This is a genomic window from Lachnoanaerobaculum sanguinis (genome assembly GCF_033242365.1).
In the GTDB taxonomy this organism is placed as follows: domain Bacteria; phylum Bacillota; class Clostridia; order Lachnospirales; family Lachnospiraceae; genus Lachnoanaerobaculum; species Lachnoanaerobaculum sanguinis.
In genome coordinates, this window is the sequence record NZ_BTHK01000023.1 from 15,086 (window position 1) to 32,765 (window position 17,680).

The 17,680-nt window shown below is 35.3% G+C and carries 17 protein-coding genes; 2 read left to right on the top strand and 15 right to left on the bottom strand.

Going from position 1 to position 17,680, the window contains the following annotated elements; all coding sequences use genetic code 11:
* Position 1 precedes the first annotated feature (1 nt).
* The 14 genes from SBH76_RS12520 to SBH76_RS12585 form a co-directional block, all read right to left on the bottom strand.
* Entirely contained in the window at positions 2–967 is a 966-nt protein-coding gene (locus tag SBH76_RS12520; protein WP_317978042.1) for a UbiA prenyltransferase family protein, read from the bottom strand.
* Entirely contained in the window at positions 945–1,820 is an 876-nt protein-coding gene (locus SBH76_RS12525) for a phosphatidylserine decarboxylase (RefSeq protein WP_317978043.1), read from the bottom strand. Before SBH76_RS12525 ends, SBH76_RS12520 begins: the two co-directional genes overlap by 23 nt.
* Before the next feature lie 8 nt (positions 1,821–1,828).
* A complete protein-coding gene (locus tag SBH76_RS12530) occupies positions 1,829–2,425 on the bottom strand; it encodes a CDP-alcohol phosphatidyltransferase family protein (RefSeq protein ID WP_317978044.1) in 597 nt (198 codons plus the stop codon).
* Position 2,426: 1 nt separating this feature from the next.
* Positions 2,427–3,002: a CDP-archaeol synthase gene (locus SBH76_RS12535; protein WP_317978045.1), complete on the bottom strand. Its 576-nt coding sequence runs from the start codon at positions 3,000–3,002 to the stop codon at positions 2,427–2,429.
* Complete coding sequence (locus SBH76_RS12540) at positions 2,999–3,364, bottom strand: diacylglycerol kinase (protein WP_317978046.1); 366 nt, start codon at positions 3,362–3,364, stop codon at positions 2,999–3,001. The genes SBH76_RS12535 and SBH76_RS12540 overlap by 4 nt, the downstream gene beginning before the upstream one ends.
* A 15-nt stretch (positions 3,365–3,379) precedes the next feature.
* Positions 3,380–4,444: a hypothetical protein gene (locus tag SBH76_RS12545; protein ID WP_317978047.1), complete on the bottom strand. Its 1,065-nt coding sequence runs from the start codon at positions 4,442–4,444 to the stop codon at positions 3,380–3,382.
* A complete protein-coding gene (locus SBH76_RS12550) occupies positions 4,437–6,575 on the bottom strand; it encodes a PEP/pyruvate-binding domain-containing protein (RefSeq protein ID WP_317978048.1) in 2,139 nt (712 codons plus the stop codon). Before SBH76_RS12550 ends, SBH76_RS12545 begins: the two co-directional genes overlap by 8 nt.
* Positions 6,572–7,672 carry a DegT/DnrJ/EryC1/StrS family aminotransferase gene (locus SBH76_RS12555; RefSeq protein ID WP_317978049.1) on the bottom strand — a complete coding sequence of 367 codons (1,101 nt, stop codon included), beginning with the start codon at positions 7,670–7,672 and terminating at the stop codon, positions 6,572–6,574. Before SBH76_RS12555 ends, SBH76_RS12550 begins: the two co-directional genes overlap by 4 nt.
* Before the next feature lie 36 nt (positions 7,673–7,708).
* The gene (locus tag SBH76_RS12560) at positions 7,709–8,731 is read right to left on the bottom strand and encodes a threonine aldolase family protein (RefSeq protein ID WP_317978050.1); all 1,023 of its coding nucleotides are present in this window, start codon (positions 8,729–8,731) and stop codon (positions 7,709–7,711) included.
* 16 nt (positions 8,732–8,747) lie between these two features.
* Positions 8,748–9,905, bottom strand: a complete 1,158-nt coding sequence (gene hemW / locus SBH76_RS12565; protein WP_317978051.1) for a radical SAM family heme chaperone HemW — start codon at positions 9,903–9,905, stop codon at positions 8,748–8,750.
* 6 nt (positions 9,906–9,911) lie between these two features.
* Positions 9,912–11,723: a translation elongation factor 4 gene (gene lepA, locus SBH76_RS12570; RefSeq protein ID WP_317978052.1), complete on the bottom strand. Its 1,812-nt coding sequence runs from the start codon at positions 11,721–11,723 to the stop codon at positions 9,912–9,914.
* 91 nt (positions 11,724–11,814) lie between these two features.
* Positions 11,815–12,963 (bottom strand): M20 family metallopeptidase, encoded by a 1,149-nt coding sequence (locus tag SBH76_RS12575; RefSeq protein ID WP_317978053.1) that lies wholly within the window; start codon positions 12,961–12,963, stop codon positions 11,815–11,817.
* A 5-nt stretch (positions 12,964–12,968) separates the two neighbouring features.
* Positions 12,969–14,732 (bottom strand): ABC transporter ATP-binding protein, encoded by a 1,764-nt coding sequence (locus SBH76_RS12580; RefSeq protein ID WP_317978054.1) that lies wholly within the window; start codon positions 14,730–14,732, stop codon positions 12,969–12,971.
* Positions 14,733–14,904: 172 nt separating this feature from the next.
* On the bottom strand, positions 14,905–15,792 hold the full coding sequence (locus SBH76_RS12585; protein WP_317978055.1) for an Rpn family recombination-promoting nuclease/putative transposase: 888 nt from the start codon (positions 15,790–15,792) through the stop codon (positions 14,905–14,907).
* A 257-nt stretch (positions 15,793–16,049) separates the two neighbouring features.
* Here SBH76_RS12585 and SBH76_RS12590 point away from each other — a divergent pair, with 257 nt between their 5' ends.
* Positions 16,050–16,244 carry a helix-turn-helix transcriptional regulator gene (locus SBH76_RS12590; RefSeq protein WP_432706867.1) on the top strand — a complete coding sequence of 65 codons (195 nt, stop codon included), beginning with the start codon at positions 16,050–16,052 and terminating at the stop codon, positions 16,242–16,244.
* Between the two features lie 13 nt (positions 16,245–16,257).
* Positions 16,258–16,698 (top strand): hypothetical protein, encoded by a 441-nt coding sequence (locus SBH76_RS12595; RefSeq protein ID WP_317978057.1) that lies wholly within the window; start codon positions 16,258–16,260, stop codon positions 16,696–16,698.
* A gap of 54 nt (positions 16,699–16,752) precedes the next feature.
* Here SBH76_RS12595 and SBH76_RS12600 read toward each other — a convergent pair whose 3' ends face one another.
* Complete coding sequence (locus tag SBH76_RS12600; RefSeq protein ID WP_317978058.1) at positions 16,753–17,388, bottom strand: L-2-amino-thiazoline-4-carboxylic acid hydrolase; 636 nt, start codon at positions 17,386–17,388, stop codon at positions 16,753–16,755.
* Between the last annotated feature and the right edge of the window lie 292 nt (positions 17,389–17,680).

Here is a 17,680-nt window from a genome sequence, read left to right on the forward strand (position 1 = left end):
TCTATATCTTTCCAACTATCAAATAAATTACAATAGTTGCAATCATCATACATTCCTGTATATATGTATATCTTTCCACCTTACTGACAATTCTGTATTTGCCCGGATCCTTCTTATATTCAATGAATTTCATAGAACACCACACTGTGTTTGCAAGTAATGCCACTACAGAGATCTTATTCAGATTCCATACCAAAACCACATTTGTAAGTATATCAAGCCAAGTAAGAAGAAATACAAAATCAACGCATTTCTTATATCCGAACAGCTTTGAATATGTGACATATTCGGTTTCCTCTTTAGGTGCACGAATCTTTCTGGAAATCTCCCAAATAAGTGCGGGGAAATAAAGTGTCATAACCGCCATCAAATTTGTAATATCAAATATCGGAAGTTTATACTTCATTATCGCATAAGAAATAACATAAATATTTAATATTATCTGTACCGGATTATGTGTAACCAAGGCAAGAGGCAATGACTTTGCTATCTTATGCTTTTGGAAGAACCATACCGCCATCAAGCTTCCGTAACTGTAAAGTATAAGACAGAAAATAAAATTCCTCATAAAAAGTATATTTATAAAAATGGTTATTCCGATAAGTACAGTAGCAAAAATTCTTAAATCATCCTTATGCACTCTACCCGATGGAAGCGGTCTGCTTGCAAAAAGTCTGCAATCCAGCTCATAATCCTTAAAATCATCCGCAATACGCAGCCAAAGTAAAAAGCTGAATATTGTAAATCCTCCGATTATTACACCTATTACATCATGCTGTATAAAATAAGATATTAAATCGGACTGCCCTTCAACCTTATCAAATAAAAGCAGCTGTTTTCCGCTTACTCCGTGATTTAGAAGTACTATAAAGTAGATTTCCAAAAACACAATGTAGCCAAGACATAGTCTTGGAATAAGCGGAAACATTTCATTAAAATAAACTCTAAGCCTTTTTAATCTTTCCATATCCTATCCTCTCTCCGATTCGGATTTTAGTTTCAAAATTTCTTTTACTGTTTTCTAAGATATCTCTGTCTATCTCTATTTCCTTGCCGACTATCTCAACTATACTTGAACCGCCATACGAGAAAAAACCCTTTTCCTCACCTTTATAAAAGTAGCGTTTGTTATAGTTATGAATATGTCCTACAAGCATTGCTCCTATCTCCATATGAAGCATCTTGCCATATTCACTCATCCAATATTCCAACACCCTTTTATTCTCAGCAAATGCTCTCCAGTATGCGGCATCTCTTCTGACACTTTCAAGTCTGCCGGAAATTTCTTTTCTTTTTTCGCTTCTTCCTGTTAACGGATAAATATATCTGTGATAATCACAAAGACTTAGTCTGTATAATAAAAGATATCCACCTCTTGCCCATTCGGGCAATGGGGCTTTCAACAATTTATCCGTATTGTAAACATTGCCCTTTATCATTATACTAAGTTTTTTATTTCCAAGATAGAGTTTTCCGTCTTCACCTATTTTAAATACTCTAAGTTTTCCACTTGCAGTGGCTAAAAACCCCTCATTATCCACATTTATCTTTTCTTTTCTTGAAAAAAAATCGGCAAAGCTCTTGAAATTTCTCTTTAAAAGCCCTCTATCCAAATCATATTTTTTTATAAAGCTTTTTATCTTATTTTTAGACAAGTGACTTTTATAATATATTGACAGCAATTTTGAAAAATATGGCCTTGCAAAAATAAGTTTTAAAAATAGCCTGCCCAAAAAACTGTGATATAAAAATTCTATAACTTTTGCCGAGTCTTCCTCTTCTCTTATTATTTTACCGCTTCTTCTATCAATTATTTCCAAAGTATCACCTATATCAGCAATAAAGCTATAAACACAATGGCAAGAATCAAAAAAGCTGTTCTGATATAAAGATTCGGCTTCCTTATCTTCTTATTCCACAAAAATGCCAAAATTAAAAATATATACAGGCACTCAATCGGTAAAGCCGAAAAACTCTCTATATACTTTGCAATAACCACATACAAAGATATAAAAAATGCGGAGTATGTTACAGCAAGTCCTGTAAAATAAAACTTATCTTCACTTCCCTTGCAGTTAAAATACGCAAGTCTTATTATTACCGCCAAAATATATAAACTTACAAGTACAAATGAAATATATATATTTTTAGAAAAAAAGCTTATATATATCTTTGCGGGAAACAATCCGAATGAAATCAGATCGGCAAACGAATCTATCTGAACTCCAAAGTTTTCTTCAAGCTCGGTCCTTTTATACATCCTTGCAAATACTCCGTCAAATGCATCACAGACTCCTGCAAGCATCAGTAAAATAGTAGCAAGGTACAAGCTCTTTGCAAAGAAAATCCCGAATATCGAAATCAATACACCTATATAAGTCAGTATAACACTTGGATGATATACTCCCAAAAATATCTTTTTCATATCATAAATACTTTCTTACTTTAAACAAAATCAAAATCATATTTACAGCCACATGAGTGATCCCACCAAGCAAAACCGCCAAAATATATTGCATGAAGCTAAGCTCTGCAAATATTGCAAGCACCAGCATTACTCCTATCATCGAATCTATCTGATCGTATACGAATGTAGCTATATTTGCAGGAAATCTGCCTCTTGTGGCTGCATCTATATCAAATCTTCTTTTTATAAAGCTGTTTGGCAGCTCAAAGAGCATATATGCAAATCCGAATAATGCTCCGGATAAAAGATTAAAATAAACCGTATTGGGATAATTTTTATAGATCAGATTGTAATGCTCCAATCCTGTTTGTTTTAAAAATAATCCCCAAAGTATTGCCGCAAATGCAGTGCCAAGTATCATTCCTATAAACCCAAGTACCGTCTTACTGTTGCCGAAAATTCTTTTTCCTTTTAAACTCTTACCGCCGTCTACAGGTATTCGTAAAAAATCAAGCGCCTTTATCTTTACAAAGAGCATATTGAAAACTCCGCCAAGGATTACAGGAAGCATACTTATATACAGTGATATGATCATAATGCTACTCCTAAATAATTTATACATTCCATAATCTGTACGGCAAAAAATGCTATACCGAAGCAAAGCACTCCGGCAGCTCCCATATCCTTAATAACCTTTATCTCAGGATGTACATCCTCTGAAATAAAGTCTGAAATATGTTCTATGGAAGTATTTATACATTCCAGGCCGTAAACAGCTGCAGAGGTAATAATATATGCATACCAACCGGCCTTATCCGTCTTAAATACAAAGAAGTCCAAGAGAAAAAATATAATATCTATAACAATGTAATACTTATAGTTTTTTTCTGTCTTTAGAGCAAAGATAAGTCCCTCTATAGCACAATATATACTTTTTAAAAATGTTTTATTCTTCATCCATATCCTCAAATTCTAAAGCATTTTTTCAAGCATCACATACTTTCTTTGCTCTTTTATCTTATCCTTAAAATATCCTCCGCTCGCTTTGCCGCTGTGAATAAGTGCGGATATTCCGCTCGCCTTTTTTTCTTTCAACCTGTCCACCACTTGCTGTGAAAGTGCCGAGCCAAGTCCAAGGCAGTCTCTTTTAACTCCCATATATAAGAGTACATATCTTTTTGCATGAGACTTCACATTCATCACATTTAGTAAGAGTGCAGGTGTTCTTGATTTACAAAGTAAATTTCCGTAATCAGGCAGACATATTAAAAAGCCCTTTAAATCTCCATCCTTGTACGCAAGAAAAACCGTCTCCGTATCTATTACCATTTTTAAAGGTGAATAGAGTTTTACAAAGTCCTCTTCAGATATCATCTTAAATCCGCAAAAGTCTTTATAGCCTTCTATCAAAACAGGATATATATCTCTTAGGTATTTTTCAAAATTATCTGTATCAGGATGTGTAAATACATAGCCTTCATCTTTTGCATCCTGCAATCTCTTCCTTGCCTTTTCGCTGTCAAAGCTTTCATCAGCAACATCAAAGAAATTGGAAATATATTCTTCAGATACTTTAAAACCGTTTTCCTCCCAAAGCCCCTGATAATATGCCTTATTTGCAGGTTCTCCGATATATGGCAAATCTTCAGAGGTGCAAAAGCGATACCTTGCCCAAAAGGAAAGATCTATAGGCCCCAAAATTTTCTTTTTTCCCTCTTCTCTAGCCAGATTTTCACCTGCCGCAAGTAATTCTTTTGCCACTTCACTATTATTGATACATTCGAAAAAACCTATATAGGCCGTATCATCCTCATAAAATGAAAGCAGGCAGCGACCTACTACTTCTTCCTTCTTATTCTTTGCTATAAGCGGTATTATCTTTACACCTTTACACAAAATATTGGTGTTTTCCAAAACCTCTCTTTCAAAGATTTTATCCTGCATTATATGTTTATCATCATAGACTTTCGCAGGGAATCTAAGGAATAATTCTTTATCCTTGTTCTTTTTCACTATGCTTACATTTATCTCACTCAATTTTACTCTCCCTTATTACCTTACAATAACCCTTATCGCCATCAAGCTCCACTATATCACCGTTTTTTATATGATTCATCAAATCCGAAATTCCAACCACTGCAGGCTTTTTTAACTCTCGTGCAACTATTGCTGTATGCGAAAGTAAAGAACCTCTCTCTGCTAAAATTCCCTTTGCTACATCAAGTAGAAGAAACCAGCCCGGATCAGTTGAATATGTGGCTATTATCTTATCCTTCACATCCTTTAATGACACGGTTCTCATATCTGTTATTTTAATAACTTCACCCGTAATTTTTCCGCTTGAAACGCCTCTTCCTGTAAGAAAATCTCTCTCGGTTTCTTCATCACAAATACTTCTGTCCATAATTGAAAAATCTATAACCGGATCACCCAAAAGCACAACTTTTTTAATAGTCGGAAGCTCATTGTATACAAGCATCAGCCTTTTTTCTTCTTTTATTTCTTCGGTAAAATCCTTACCTGAAAATATCATTTCTCTTATTTGTGGAAGTGATAGATGATAAATATCTTCGCCCACAGTCTTTGCACCTATTTTATCTATCAGTTTTCTCATTAGTCCGAACAATCTGCTTCTGTTCATCCTTGAAATCTCTCGATAATTGGTTGAACTCCTTGCCAAAGACTTCTTTATCTTTACAGTACTTTTATTAATATCCTGTACGGGAAGCATCGCCCTTTCTTCCACCATCTTATCAAGCAATTCGGGATTTGTTGCAAATGTCCTTGTCTCCAGCTTCAGCTCCCCTATAGTTCTGTCACCATAGTATTTGATATAATCCGCTTTCTTTTCTTTATATTCATTCGAGCTTGCACCGAATTTTGAATATGTATGTACCAATTCATTCAATGCTTCTACAGGCTTTTTACTTTCAAGTGCCAGGGTATTTTTCACATTTTTCCCTGCAAAATGTGTGGACAAAAATGACACCATATCATTTATCAATGTCCAGTCCCACTCTTTAAAGAATACATCTTCCATTTCCAAAAAAAGATTGTACAGCTTCTTTGGGTCCTCTTCATTTTCAACTTTTGCACTATAGTATTGGAATTCTTTTTTGAAAAAAAGTGAAAGATCCGCCATCTTTTTTTGTGAGATTAAAAACAGATAAAGAGTTGAAAAGAAAAGCTTTGTTTTTATGAATAAGCTTGGTCTTTTTTTAGAAAAGTGTATTTTTTCATCCTCTACACCAAGCATCTTTTGCCAAATAGGGATAATCTTTGAAGAGAAGGGTAATAGTCTTAAAATATCGTACCAGCTACTGATTTCATAGTACATCCTTCCCCCAAAGTAACTGACCATATGCGTAAACAAGTCTTCATACCTGTTTGCTGATTTTCCAAGCACTCTTCCTATAAGTCTTGTAAATATCCTTGTGTATACCTCCCCGGCAAAGCTTCCGGTCAGCTTAGAACAAACTCCGGGGTAACTTTCAGCAATATTACTGTTATCTAAAATGCGAATATTTTTTGTAAAATCAAGACTCGTAATCTCTCTTGCCTGTAAAATATATATTTTTTCATCCTTGACGGCAAACTCTATATCCATCGGCTTTCTAAAAAGCTTTTCGATTCTTTCTCCGGTTTTTTCAAGTTCCTTTACAAGGTTTTCAGGAAAGTTCAAGGTATTTCCCTCTTTATATGTAGCTCCGTCTCTGTAGTGGTGATAGGTAATTGTTTCAGCTTTATCCTCCACTATACTGCTTCCAAGTCCTTTTCCTACCACTATCACCGTCTCATTTAAGATGCCTTTAGGATTGGCAGTAAATAAAACACCTGAATATTCGGACGCCACCATTTCCTGAATTATTACACTTGATATTTTGTTTTCTGCCTGTATACCAAGCTTTTCTTCGTAGTATCTGTTTTTATAACTGTCTACCACTGATTTTATAGCCTTATCCACTTCTGATTTTGGAACATTTAAAACAGTTAAAAATTGTCCTGCATAGGAAAAGTTTTCACCGTCCTCATGTGCATCATTTGAGCGAACGGCAAAAAGTTCCGAATCAAAATATGAAAAGTCAATCTCATCTCCGGGATAAGCTATTTTAAACTTTGGAACCTGAAAGCCGTTTTCTTCCAAAACCTTTAAGTTTTTTGCTTTCATAGTTCTCTCCGTATAACACTGCATATCCTCTCTACCTCAGCCTCTTCCAAATCAGGATATATAGGCAAGGTCAAAACCTTTTTTGAAATATCAAGTGCAATAGGTGTTTCATTTGCATCAAAGCTTTCACTATAACATTCATAGGCATTTGTACATGGGTAAAAATACTTTCTTGCAAAAATATTTTCCTTTGCCAAACTGTCATATAACTCGTCTCTATCGCCCTTATCAACAACTATCGGAAAATATGCATAATTGTATGTAGTGTCATCATTATATTTATTAAGTCTAAGAGAATTTATATCTGAGAGCCTGTCTGTATATAGCTCACAGATTCTCTTTCTTTTTTCTATGTACTCGGGAAGATGCTTCATATTGCAAAGTCCCATAGCGGCCGCAAACTCATTCATCTTTGCATTGCTACCCACATACGGAACATTTTCCTTATCCGCAATACCGAAGTTTTTCAAAAAATCCAAAGACTTTCTTCTCTCCTTATCTCTGAGAGCTATAGCACCACCTTCTATGGTGTTAAACACCTTTGTTGCGTGGAAGCTGAATATACTCATATCTCCAAAATCCGCTACACTCTTTCCTTTATATCTCTCACCGAATGTATGTGCCGCATCATAGACTACATATAATCCATGCTTTTTTGCTATTCTATCAATGGCTTCCACATCACATACATTACCATATACATGTACAGGCATTATAGCCTTGGTATCTTTTGTTATAAGCTTTTCTATTTTTTCAGGATCTAGTGTAAAATCATCTTCCTTGATATCGCAAAAAACCGGCTTAAGTCCGTTTCTTACTATGGCATGGGTGGTAGATGCAAATGTAAATGGTGTTGTTATAACTTCACCTTCTATCTTTAGAGACTGTAATGCAAGTTCCAATGCCAGATGTCCGTTTACTGTAAGAACTATATCCATATCGTCCATAAATTTACTTAAAGTATCTTCAAGCTCATTATGTACATCACCCATATTGGTAAGCCAGGCACTCTCCCATATCTTATCTACATACTCAAGGAATTCCTCCTTAGGAGGCAATGTAGCCTTTGTGACAAATATTTTCTTTTCTTCCTTCATACGCCTCCTTATATATCGGTAAATATTATATCTTTTTTACAATATGGAAATCAGCCTCTCCACATCCTCATTCTCTGTAGCCCAGCTTGTACAAAATCTTATAACATGCTTTCCGTTTTCAAGAGTCTCCATAAATCCGAAGCCTATATCCTTTGATAATCTATCTCTCGTAACATCATCCACTACAATAAACTGTTGATTGGTAGGGGAGTCTATATAAAGCTCATATCCCTTCTCAATCAAAGCCTTCTTTATCTTCATAGCGGCATCTACACCTTTTTTTCCAAGTTTTTTGTACAAATCATTACTGAACAATGTATCAAACTGTATTCCGAGCAGCCTTCCCTTTGCCAATACGGCTCCAAAGAGCTTCATATCGGTAAAGAAATGTTTACTGAGCCCTTTATTTGTAAATACTATCGCTTCACCTATCAGTGCACCGCATTTTGTACCGCCTATATAAAATACATCACATAATCTTGCAATATCTTCCAAACCTGTATCACATTCACTGCTTCCAAGTGCATATGCAAGTCTTGCTCCGTCTATAAAAAAAGGAATATTATATTCATTACAAACAGATCTTATCTCTTTTATTTCATTCTTTGAATACAAAGTTCCATACTCTGTAGGCTGTGATATATAGACCATTCCGGGATATACCATATGCTCATGATTTACATCTGCGTAAAAGTCTCTGCAGAATCTTTTTACAGTATCTGCCGCCAGCTTGCCGTTCTCAGACTTCAATCCAAAGACCTTATGTCCGGTGTTTTCTATGGCTCCCGCTTCATGTACCGATATATGTCCGGTATCTGCCGCAATTACACCCTCATAGTTTTTCAAAATACTTCCGATAACTATTTTGTTTGCCTGAGTACCACCACTTACAAAGAAAATTTCAGCATCGGTCTTTATAGCTTCCTTTATCTTTTCTTTTGCGGAAATACAAAACTCATCACTTCCATAACCTGCCTGCTTGGATAAATTACTTTCCTGTAATTTGTCTAAAATCTCAGGCGTTGCACCCTCGCTATAATCATTTATAAAATATAACATACTTCCTCTCAGTCTTTTAATCCAACAAAAAGTCTGACATTACCATATTGCTGAGATCAAGTCCCTTTTCGGTTAGCCTTAGATATGGCGAGTTATATTCCATAAGCTTTAACATCATATTTCTCTTTATCTGTCTGTCAAATACCTCAAACATATCTACACCGAATCTCTCGTTAAACTCATGTCTGGATACACCTCTTGTAAGTCTGAGACCGAGGAACATAAATTCCTCCATATTTGCCTTGATGTCAAGTTCTTCCAGATCACAATAAAGCGGTGTAATATCCTGCTGCATCTTTACACTCATATATTTTCTGTAATCCGATTCCACATGGAAGCGTCTGTTCATCACATAACCTGAAGCGCCTACTCCAAGACCAAGATAAGAAACTCCTGTCCAATAGCCTATATTATGTCTGCACTCTCTTCCGGGCTTTGCATAATTGCTTATTTCATATCGCTCATATCCATGCTCTCTTAAAATATTTTTTGTAAGAGCATACATCTCTCTGTCTATATTCTCATCCGGTAGGAGCATACTGCCCTCTTCACTCCCGTACTTGTCAAAGAACGGAGTATCAGGCTCTATTATAAGTGAATACGCACTTATATGCTCAGGCTTTAGAGCACATACTCTTTTTAATGTAGTCTTATAGCTGTCAATTGTCTGATTCGGCAAACCGCTCATAAGGTCTACATTTATATTTGTAAACCCATACTCTCTTGCAAGCTGATAGCTTTGTAAGAAATCTTTATAGGTATGTATTCTTCCAAGCTCTTTAAGCTCCTCTTCGATACTGCTTTGCAAACCGAAGCTTATCCTGTTGATTCCGGCCTTTTTTATATGCATTATCTTGCTCTTTGACAATGTACCCGGATTACATTCAATAGAAACTTCCGCATCGGTTTCAACTATAAAGTTCTCACGAACAGCATTCATAATATCAAGTATCCAGATTCCGCTAAGTGTAGTCGGAGTACCTCCACCGATAAAAATTGAACTCACAAGATATTCACTGTAATTTTGTCCCTGCGCTTTTATCTCCTCTATAAGCTGATTAACATAGGCTTTCTTTTCACTGTCATCAGCTCTAAAGGATAAGAAATCACAATACCTACATTTTTCTTCGCAAAATGGTATATGCACATATAATTCCAACTTTTTCATTGACATACTTTATCAATCCTCATCCAATTTAAGTACACTCATAAACGCCTTTTGAGGGATTTCCACATTTCCGATCTGTCTCATTCTCTTCTTTCCCTCTTTTTGCTTCTCCAAAAGCTTTCTCTTTCTTGAGATATCTCCTCCGTAACACTTTGCCAAAACATCTTTTCTCATGGCTTTAACGGTCTCTCTTGCTATTACCTTTGAACCTACTGCCGCCTGTATAGGAATCTCAAACAGGTGTCTCGGTATCTCCTCTTTAAGCTTCTCACACATCTTTCTTCCTCTTTCATAAGCGGAATCCGCATGTACTATAAATGACAGCGCATCCACCTCTTCCTTGTTTATCAAAATATCCAACTTCACAAGCTTTGAAGGTACATAGCCCTTTAAGTCATAATCAAGTGAGGCATAACCTCTTGATCTTGACTTTAGTGCATCGAAGAAATCATATATTATTTCATTCAGAGGCAAATCATATTTTAAAATTGCACGATTCTCCTCAATATATTCCATACCAAGATAAATACCTCTTCTCTCCTGGCAGAGATTCATAATAGATCCTACAAATTCCTTTGTAAGCATTATCTCGGCAGAAACTATCGGCTCCTCCATATGCTCTATCTCTGAAGGATCGGGCAGATTTGAAGGGTTTGTAAGTTCTATAACCTCGCCGTTAGTTTTAAATACCTTGTATACAACACCCGGTGCTGTAGTAACAAGGTCAAGATTATATTCTCTCTCAAGTCTTTCCTGTATTACTTCCAAATGCAATAGTCCAAGGAAACCGCATCTGAATCCGAATCCGAGTGCAAGTGAAGTCTCAGGTTCAAAGAAAAGCGAAGCATCATTTAACTGCAGCTTTTCAAGTGCCTCTCTAAGGTCATTGTACTTTGCACCGTCCGCCGGGTAAAGTCCGCAATAGACCATAGGTGTTACCTTCTTATATCCCGGTAATGCCTTTTCACAAGGATTATTGTTTAATGTAATAGTATCACCGACTCTGGTATCCTTTACATTCTTTATACTTGCCGTAATATAGCCTACCATGCCTGCAGAAAGCTCATCACATGGAATAAACTGGCCTGCACCGAAATACCCTACTTCCACAACTTCCGCCACAGCTCCGGTTGCCATCATTTTTATAGGATTGCCTTTTTTTACACTTCCCTCTTTGATTCTGACAAATACTATTACTCCCTTATATGAATCATATATTGAATCGAAAATAAGTGCCTGCAAAGGTGCCTTGGGATCACCCTCCGGCGCCGGAACTTTCGCAACTATCGCTTCCAAAACATCCTCTATGTTCAGTCCTATCTTGGCTGAAATTCTTGGAGCATCATGTGCCTCTATTCCTATAACATCTTCTATTTCACTTGCAACCAAATCCGGATCGGCACTTGGCAAATCCACCTTATTTATAACAGGAAATACTTCCAGGTCATGATCAAGCGCCATATAAACATTGGCAAGTGTCTGTGCCTCTATACCCTGTGCCGCATCTACTACAAGTATGGCACCGTCACAGGCAGCCAGAGACCTTGAAACCTCATAGTTAAAATCCACATGTCCCGGTGTATCTATAAGATTGAATATATATTCATTACCGTCATTTGCCTTGTAAACAGTTCTTACCGCCTGACTCTTTATGGTAATTCCTCTTTCTCTCTCAAGATCCATATTGTCAAGAACCTGAGACTGCATCTCCCTGCTGGTCAAGAGCCCTGTCTTTTCTATAATTCTGTCTGCAAGTGTAGACTTGCCATGATCTATATGTGCAATAATACAAAAATTTCTAATTTTACTTTGATCAACAATCATCTTTTCTTCCTATCGTTAAACCTTGAATAATAATGCTTATAATAACATTTTTTCAGCATTCTTACAATAATAGTGGGAAATGAAGCGCTTATTACATACCATACATTATGTCAATATACAGCCTGCATGAATCAAAGAGCTGTGAGAGCTTGACATATTCATTTTCCCTATGTACCACCGATAAATCTCCCGGTCCTATAATTACAGGTATAAGTTCATTTTTTATAAGCATACTTGCATCTGTAGAGCCTGTAAAGGTGTCAAACTCCGGATCCATACCCAGCTTTTTTAATGTGGCTTTAATAGTCTTTATTAGTCTGTCTTCCTTTGATGTATCCCATGATGTTCTCATATCGGCTATCTTGTATGTAGCATCAAAATGAGGATTTTCCGCTTTTATTTCATCTATAAGTTCATCCAGTTTTTCCCATATATGCTCAGGCTTATGTCCTACCTGTAGTCTGGCATCCACTGTAAACACACATCTGTCAGGCACTACCTGCGGCTCCACACCTGCATTTATAGCCAATGTTCTCCAGAATGTATCAGGATAATCTTTAAATTCAGTGTTCTTTATCTTTTCTATAAGCTTTATCGCAAGATATATGGCATTTTCGCCCACACCCTTTTGTGAACCGTGAGCAGTCATGCCATGTACACAGACATCAGCCCATGTTCTACCCTTTTGACGATTGCATATCTTCATATCGGTAGGCTCGCATACGATAAGATATTTTGCATTATCAAACACCTTATTTTGATATAATGCCTTTGATCCCTTCATAAAGTTTTCTTCATCTATGGTAGCCGCAATTATTATATCTCTTTCAGGAATAATATTGTTTCTCTTCAAAAGTATCATAGAATATACAGCACTTATCAGTCCGCTTTTCATATCGGCACTTCCTCTGCCATATAATTTTCCGTCCTTTATAGTGGATTTAAAAGGCGGTGTATTCCATCTTTTTATCTCATCATCAGATACCGGAACCACATCCATATGACCTGTGAAAACAATAGCATCCTTATTTGTTTTTCCGTTAAGCTTTGCTATGATATCATATCTTCCCTCTTCCACCGGTACACTAAAATACTCAATACCGTTTTGCTTTAGCAGACTTTCCACATACTCACACATAGGCTTTTCATTTCCTTTTGGATTTGTACTAGGTATGTCCACTGCTTTTGAAAATATGTCTACCAGCTCTTTTTCATCTATCAAATCAAAAATACTTTCCATAATATTTATTCCTTTAATTCATCAATATTCTTATTATACAGATTAAAATATATTCCCTCTTTATTCATCAACTCTTCATGTGTGCCTGACTCTTCTATACCGTTTTCCGTAAGCACCAAGATTTTGCTTGCATTTCTTATGGTTGAAAGTCTATGTGCTATTGTGATTGTAGTTCTGCCCTTACTCAGTATTTCAAGTGACTGCTGCACTATGGCTTCCGAATTATTATCAAGTGCTGAAGTTGCCTCATCAAGTATAAGTATCGGTGGATTCTTTAAGAATACTCTTGCTATGCTTATTCTCTGCTTTTGTCCACCTGAAAGCTTAGTTCCACGCTCTCCTATATATGTATCAAACTTATCCGGAAGCTCCATAATAAAGTCATAGGCACCGGCCATCTTTGCGGCTTTTTCTACATCCTCAAAGCTTGCATCCTTTTTTCCGTAAACTATATTTTCATATATGCTTCCTGAGAACAGGTACACTTCCTGTTGCACAATACCTATATTATCTCTCAATGACTTTTGCTTGAAATCTCTTATATCTGTGCCGTCTATAAGTATTGCACCTTCAGTGACCTCATAAAATCTCGGTATAAGATTTGATATAGTTGTTTTACCTACACCTGAAGAACCTACAATAGCAATATTCTCACCTTTATTTATGCTAAAGCTGATATCATCAAGTACCTTTGAATCACTGTCAGGATATGCGAAGCTTACATTCTCAAATTCTATATCTCCGGATACATCCGTTAATACTCTCGCATTTTCCTTATCGACTATATCGTTCTTTACATCCATTATCTCAATGAATCTTTCAATACCTGTCATTCCCCTTTGGAACTGCTCCATATAGTCAACTATTTTCTTTACTGTATTTAAAAGCATATTTATATACAATGTGTAAAGAAACATATCACCTGCATTTATTTTACCGACCTTCATATAGTAGCTTCCAAGTACTATAACTGTCAGATACATAATTCCGTCAAATATTCTGTATACCACCTGAAAATTTGACATATGTTTGTAGAACTCTTTTTTAATATACAGAAATCTCAAATTTTCTTTATGGAACTTCTTTACTTCCAACTCTTCATTTGCAAATGATTTTACAACCTTTGCGCCCAGAATATTGTTTTCAATACCTGAATTGATCTCACCTACGTGATTTCTTTGTGCCTTTTGTGCCTTTCTCATATGGTTATTTGTGGAAGACATAAAGAATACCATTATCGGTATCATAATAAATATGGTAAGTGTAAGAGTTATATTTATATTTATCAGTATTACAAATGAAACTACAAGTTTTACCAGTGCTATAAAAAACTCTTCCGGACAGTGATGTGCAAACTCTGTAACATCAAAAAGGTCCGTAGTAATTCTTGATAATATCTGACCCGATTTATTTGTATTATAGTAGGAATAAGGGAGCTGCTGTATATGAGAAAAAATATCATATCTCATATCCGTTTCTATCTTTGCCCCCATCACATGGCCTATATTTTGCATATAGTAGTTTGCTATGGTATCAACCACTCTGAGTAAAACAAATATTACTCCAAGTGTCATTATAAGTTTTACAGTCAGGAGGCTCAAATCCTGCCTTGCAGTATTTGTCAGATATCTGAGTATTATCGGCAGCACCAGATCACACATGGTTGAAAAACCTGCACATATAAGATCAAGTATTAATGTTGGATAGTACTTGCCGTAATATGGTAAAAACCGCTTTAACAAATATGAATTTGTATAAGTTTTTTGCATAAGATCTCCTTCTTTAATTTATAGTTATATAAATAGTATATACAATAATAATTTCACAACATTTTTAGTATAGCACCTTTTAGAATAAGAAAGAACTCTAATTTTATATGAATATATTTGTCATTTGACTTATAAAAAAGGCAGCCTATGCTGCCTCCATTAAGTTTCTGTTTTATTTTATATATTTTTCAAAATCTTCTGCACTCATATCTGCTCTGATTGCCGCTTCATCAAGACTAATTAATCCATCCTTTACCAATGATATAAGCGTGTTTATGGTACCTCTTTTAATACCCTGTTCAATTCCTTTTTCTATTCCCTTTTCTATCCCTTTTTCTATCCCCCGGGCCTCTACTCTATCCAGTACTTCACACATATTGACTTTCTCCTTTCCCTTGAAATCGTTTATCGTTTCTTCAAATCTGTTATCTCCTGTCATTGCAGACATTAATGTTAAAAGTTCTTCCACATGAGCAATATTCGTTTCATCAGCTATATAATCTCTATTTTCCCTCATTTGATACAGGTAATCAGCCAATATCCTAAAATCACTTTTAAATAAGTCTATCTTTTCTCTTTCAAGATAGGCTATTTCAAATAAGTTTATCTTAAAATCATTTACATAAGGACGAACATCTTCATCTATATCAAGAACTTCAAAAAGTCTTTTCGGATAATTCCATCTCCTCTCATATCCCAAGTACAATACCAATGTAATCACAGGATACTTTGCCCTGTCACCGTTTTCTTTTCTGCTTTGCTTTACATACTCTGCACCGTCATAACCAAATACTCTAAGAGGCATAAGTTTATTTGGTACTGTCTGATTTTCAAGTCCAAATAATGCGACATTGATTTTATTTTTACGCCAATACTTTGCTATATCTCTTTCCTGTGTTCTGACTCTTCCGTCAATCTTTAGCATACTCATCGGTAATGCATCCATAAGTGCAGATTCATCAACCACATCTCTACCGGCAAACAAAAGTACATTTAAGATATCAGCAAATACATCATTGTACTTTTCAAGCATCTTCTCCGTTATATCTTTATCTTGCATATCTCCTCCTTATTATACCAAAAAAATTTACTGTTGGATTATTTTTTGAAACTTAGAATTTTAGAAATTAAAACCATATAAGATACTTTAATTCTAATGTATATATCTTCAAAATACAATAACAATCTTATTTTTGTGCTTTCCAAACTGTTTTCAATATTCTTACAACATTGAAATATAATTTATGTAAAGGTAGCTTGACATAAACAAAAAATTTATTTATACTTAATGTAAAGGAAGCTTTACATTAAGAGGTAGTGTATTTGAAGAATAACTTAGATAAATTAAGAAAGCTTAAAGGTTTAACTCAAGAAGAATTCGCAAAAGAATTAAAAGTATCAAGGCAAACTGTAAGTGCAATAGAAAACGGCAAATATAATCCGTCTTTGGATTTAGCTTTTGATATAGCTTTATATTTCAACAAGACAATAGAAGAAATATTTATATATTAAAAGGAGAAAAACCATGAAAAGAAGTAATATGATTTATGTACTGATCTATGTTATATTATCCGGAATATCGTTATATATAGCTATTACTTTTGATGCAAATAAAATGTCGGGAGTATTTTACGGACTTACAGGTGCTTTTGTAGCTGGCGGCATTGTGAATATAGCTCAGTATTTTTATTGGAAAAGGCATAATGAAAAATATGATGAAAAATTAGAAATTGAAAGAATAGAACAGCAAGATGAATTAAAACAAAAGCTTAGGGATAAATCAGGAAGATATGCTTATTTGTTTGGTATGTTTATCACTGCTCTATCTATCATGGCATATTCTTTACTTGGAGTATTAGATATCATGGATACAGAATATATCGTGATCTATTTATCAATATACTTGATTAGCCAATTATTTATAGGAAAAATAGTATTTAATCACTTATTGAGAAAGTATGACTGATAAATTATCAACCATAAAAAAGACAGCTACTCGCTGTCTTTTTTATGCCCATTGTCACTTAGGATCTTTATTCTTGTCCCCTACAACCCAGTAATCACATATTTTCCCGCCTGATGCCAATGTGCTTTCTCTATGTAATACGCCCTTTCCTTTCTCAAACATAAGATGATCGATATCACAGCACATCGGTAAAAGATCCAGATAACCGTTATCTCTTGCGAATTTTTCAATGGGACATCTTGTGAAGTGGTAATAAAAACCGTCACTGTGCATCTCCTCATCAAAATTAAAGTCCCAAGTTTTATCCTTATACTCCGGATGTTTATCTGCCCAATCCGCCATTTTATGCATCCTGTCGGAAAACCTTTTCATATCTTTAGGATTATTTAAATCAAAACCGCCTTTGAGTTTGCCGATCAATTTGTTATTTAAAAATTCAACAATGATCTCATTAAAATCATCAACACCAAAATCCCCTGCCCGGCACACAGCCATTAAAACATATGCCGAATAAATATTGCCGGCCATAGGGTTGTTAGAGCCTATATCCTCAGTACTCTCAATCATTTGCCTGTATAAACCGCGTGCCTTTTTTAAACTTTCTTCGGTCTTATCCTTACCGAATTTTCTTATCATAGGTTTTTTCAAGAAAAAACTTATTAAACTAAAATATACCCCCTTGTATTTCATTAGACCCCCTTTAAACTTTTTCACAAGTCAATTTTTCAACATTCACGTCCATGCCTAAACCTAAACCGTTTAAGTTAGGTTTTTATAACCACTATTATTTTACCACTTTCCTACAGACCTTTCCATATTTTAGAGCATATAAATGTAAATACTAAAAAGGGATTGTCGGGAAATAAGTAATTTTACTTCCCGCAGAACGAAATAGAAATATCCTGACAAATACAAGGCTTTTGGGCTTTGCGACTTTGTCAGGATATTTTGTTTTTCTATAATACTGTCTGTTTTTGGGCAT

Coding starts and splice junctions, on each gene's coding strand:
- SBH76_RS12520 (WP_317978042.1), bottom strand. CDS start 967: ATGGAAAGATTAAAAAGGCTTAGAGTTTATTTTAATGAAATGTTTCCG.
- SBH76_RS12530 (WP_317978044.1), bottom strand. CDS start 2,425: ATGAAAAAGATATTTTTGGGAGTATATCATCCAAGTGTTATACTGACT.
- SBH76_RS12535 (WP_317978045.1), bottom strand. CDS start 3,002: ATGATCATATCACTGTATATAAGTATGCTTCCTGTAATCCTTGGCGGA.
- SBH76_RS12540 (WP_317978046.1), bottom strand. CDS start 3,364: ATGAAGAATAAAACATTTTTAAAAAGTATATATTGTGCTATAGAGGGA.
- SBH76_RS12550 (WP_317978048.1), bottom strand. CDS start 6,575: ATGAAAGCAAAAAACTTAAAGGTTTTGGAAGAAAACGGCTTTCAGGTT.
- SBH76_RS12555 (WP_317978049.1), bottom strand. CDS start 7,672: ATGAAGGAAGAAAAGAAAATATTTGTCACAAAGGCTACATTGCCTCCT.
- SBH76_RS12560 (WP_317978050.1), bottom strand. CDS start 8,731: ATGTTATATTTTATAAATGATTATAGCGAGGGTGCAACGCCTGAGATT.
- hemW (WP_317978051.1), bottom strand. CDS start 9,905: ATGTCAATGAAAAAGTTGGAATTATATGTGCATATACCATTTTGCGAA.
- lepA (WP_317978052.1), bottom strand. CDS start 11,723: ATGATTGTTGATCAAAGTAAAATTAGAAATTTTTGTATTATTGCACAT.
- SBH76_RS12575 (WP_317978053.1), bottom strand. CDS start 12,963: ATGGAAAGTATTTTTGATTTGATAGATGAAAAAGAGCTGGTAGACATA.
- SBH76_RS12580 (WP_317978054.1), bottom strand. CDS start 14,732: ATGCAAAAAACTTATACAAATTCATATTTGTTAAAGCGGTTTTTACCA.
- SBH76_RS12585 (WP_317978055.1), bottom strand. CDS start 15,792: ATGCAAGATAAAGATATAACGGAGAAGATGCTTGAAAAGTACAATGAT.
- SBH76_RS12595 (WP_317978057.1), top strand. CDS start 16,258: ATGAAAAGAAGTAATATGATTTATGTACTGATCTATGTTATATTATCC.
- SBH76_RS12600 (WP_317978058.1), bottom strand. CDS start 17,388: ATGAAATACAAGGGGGTATATTTTAGTTTAATAAGTTTTTTCTTGAAA.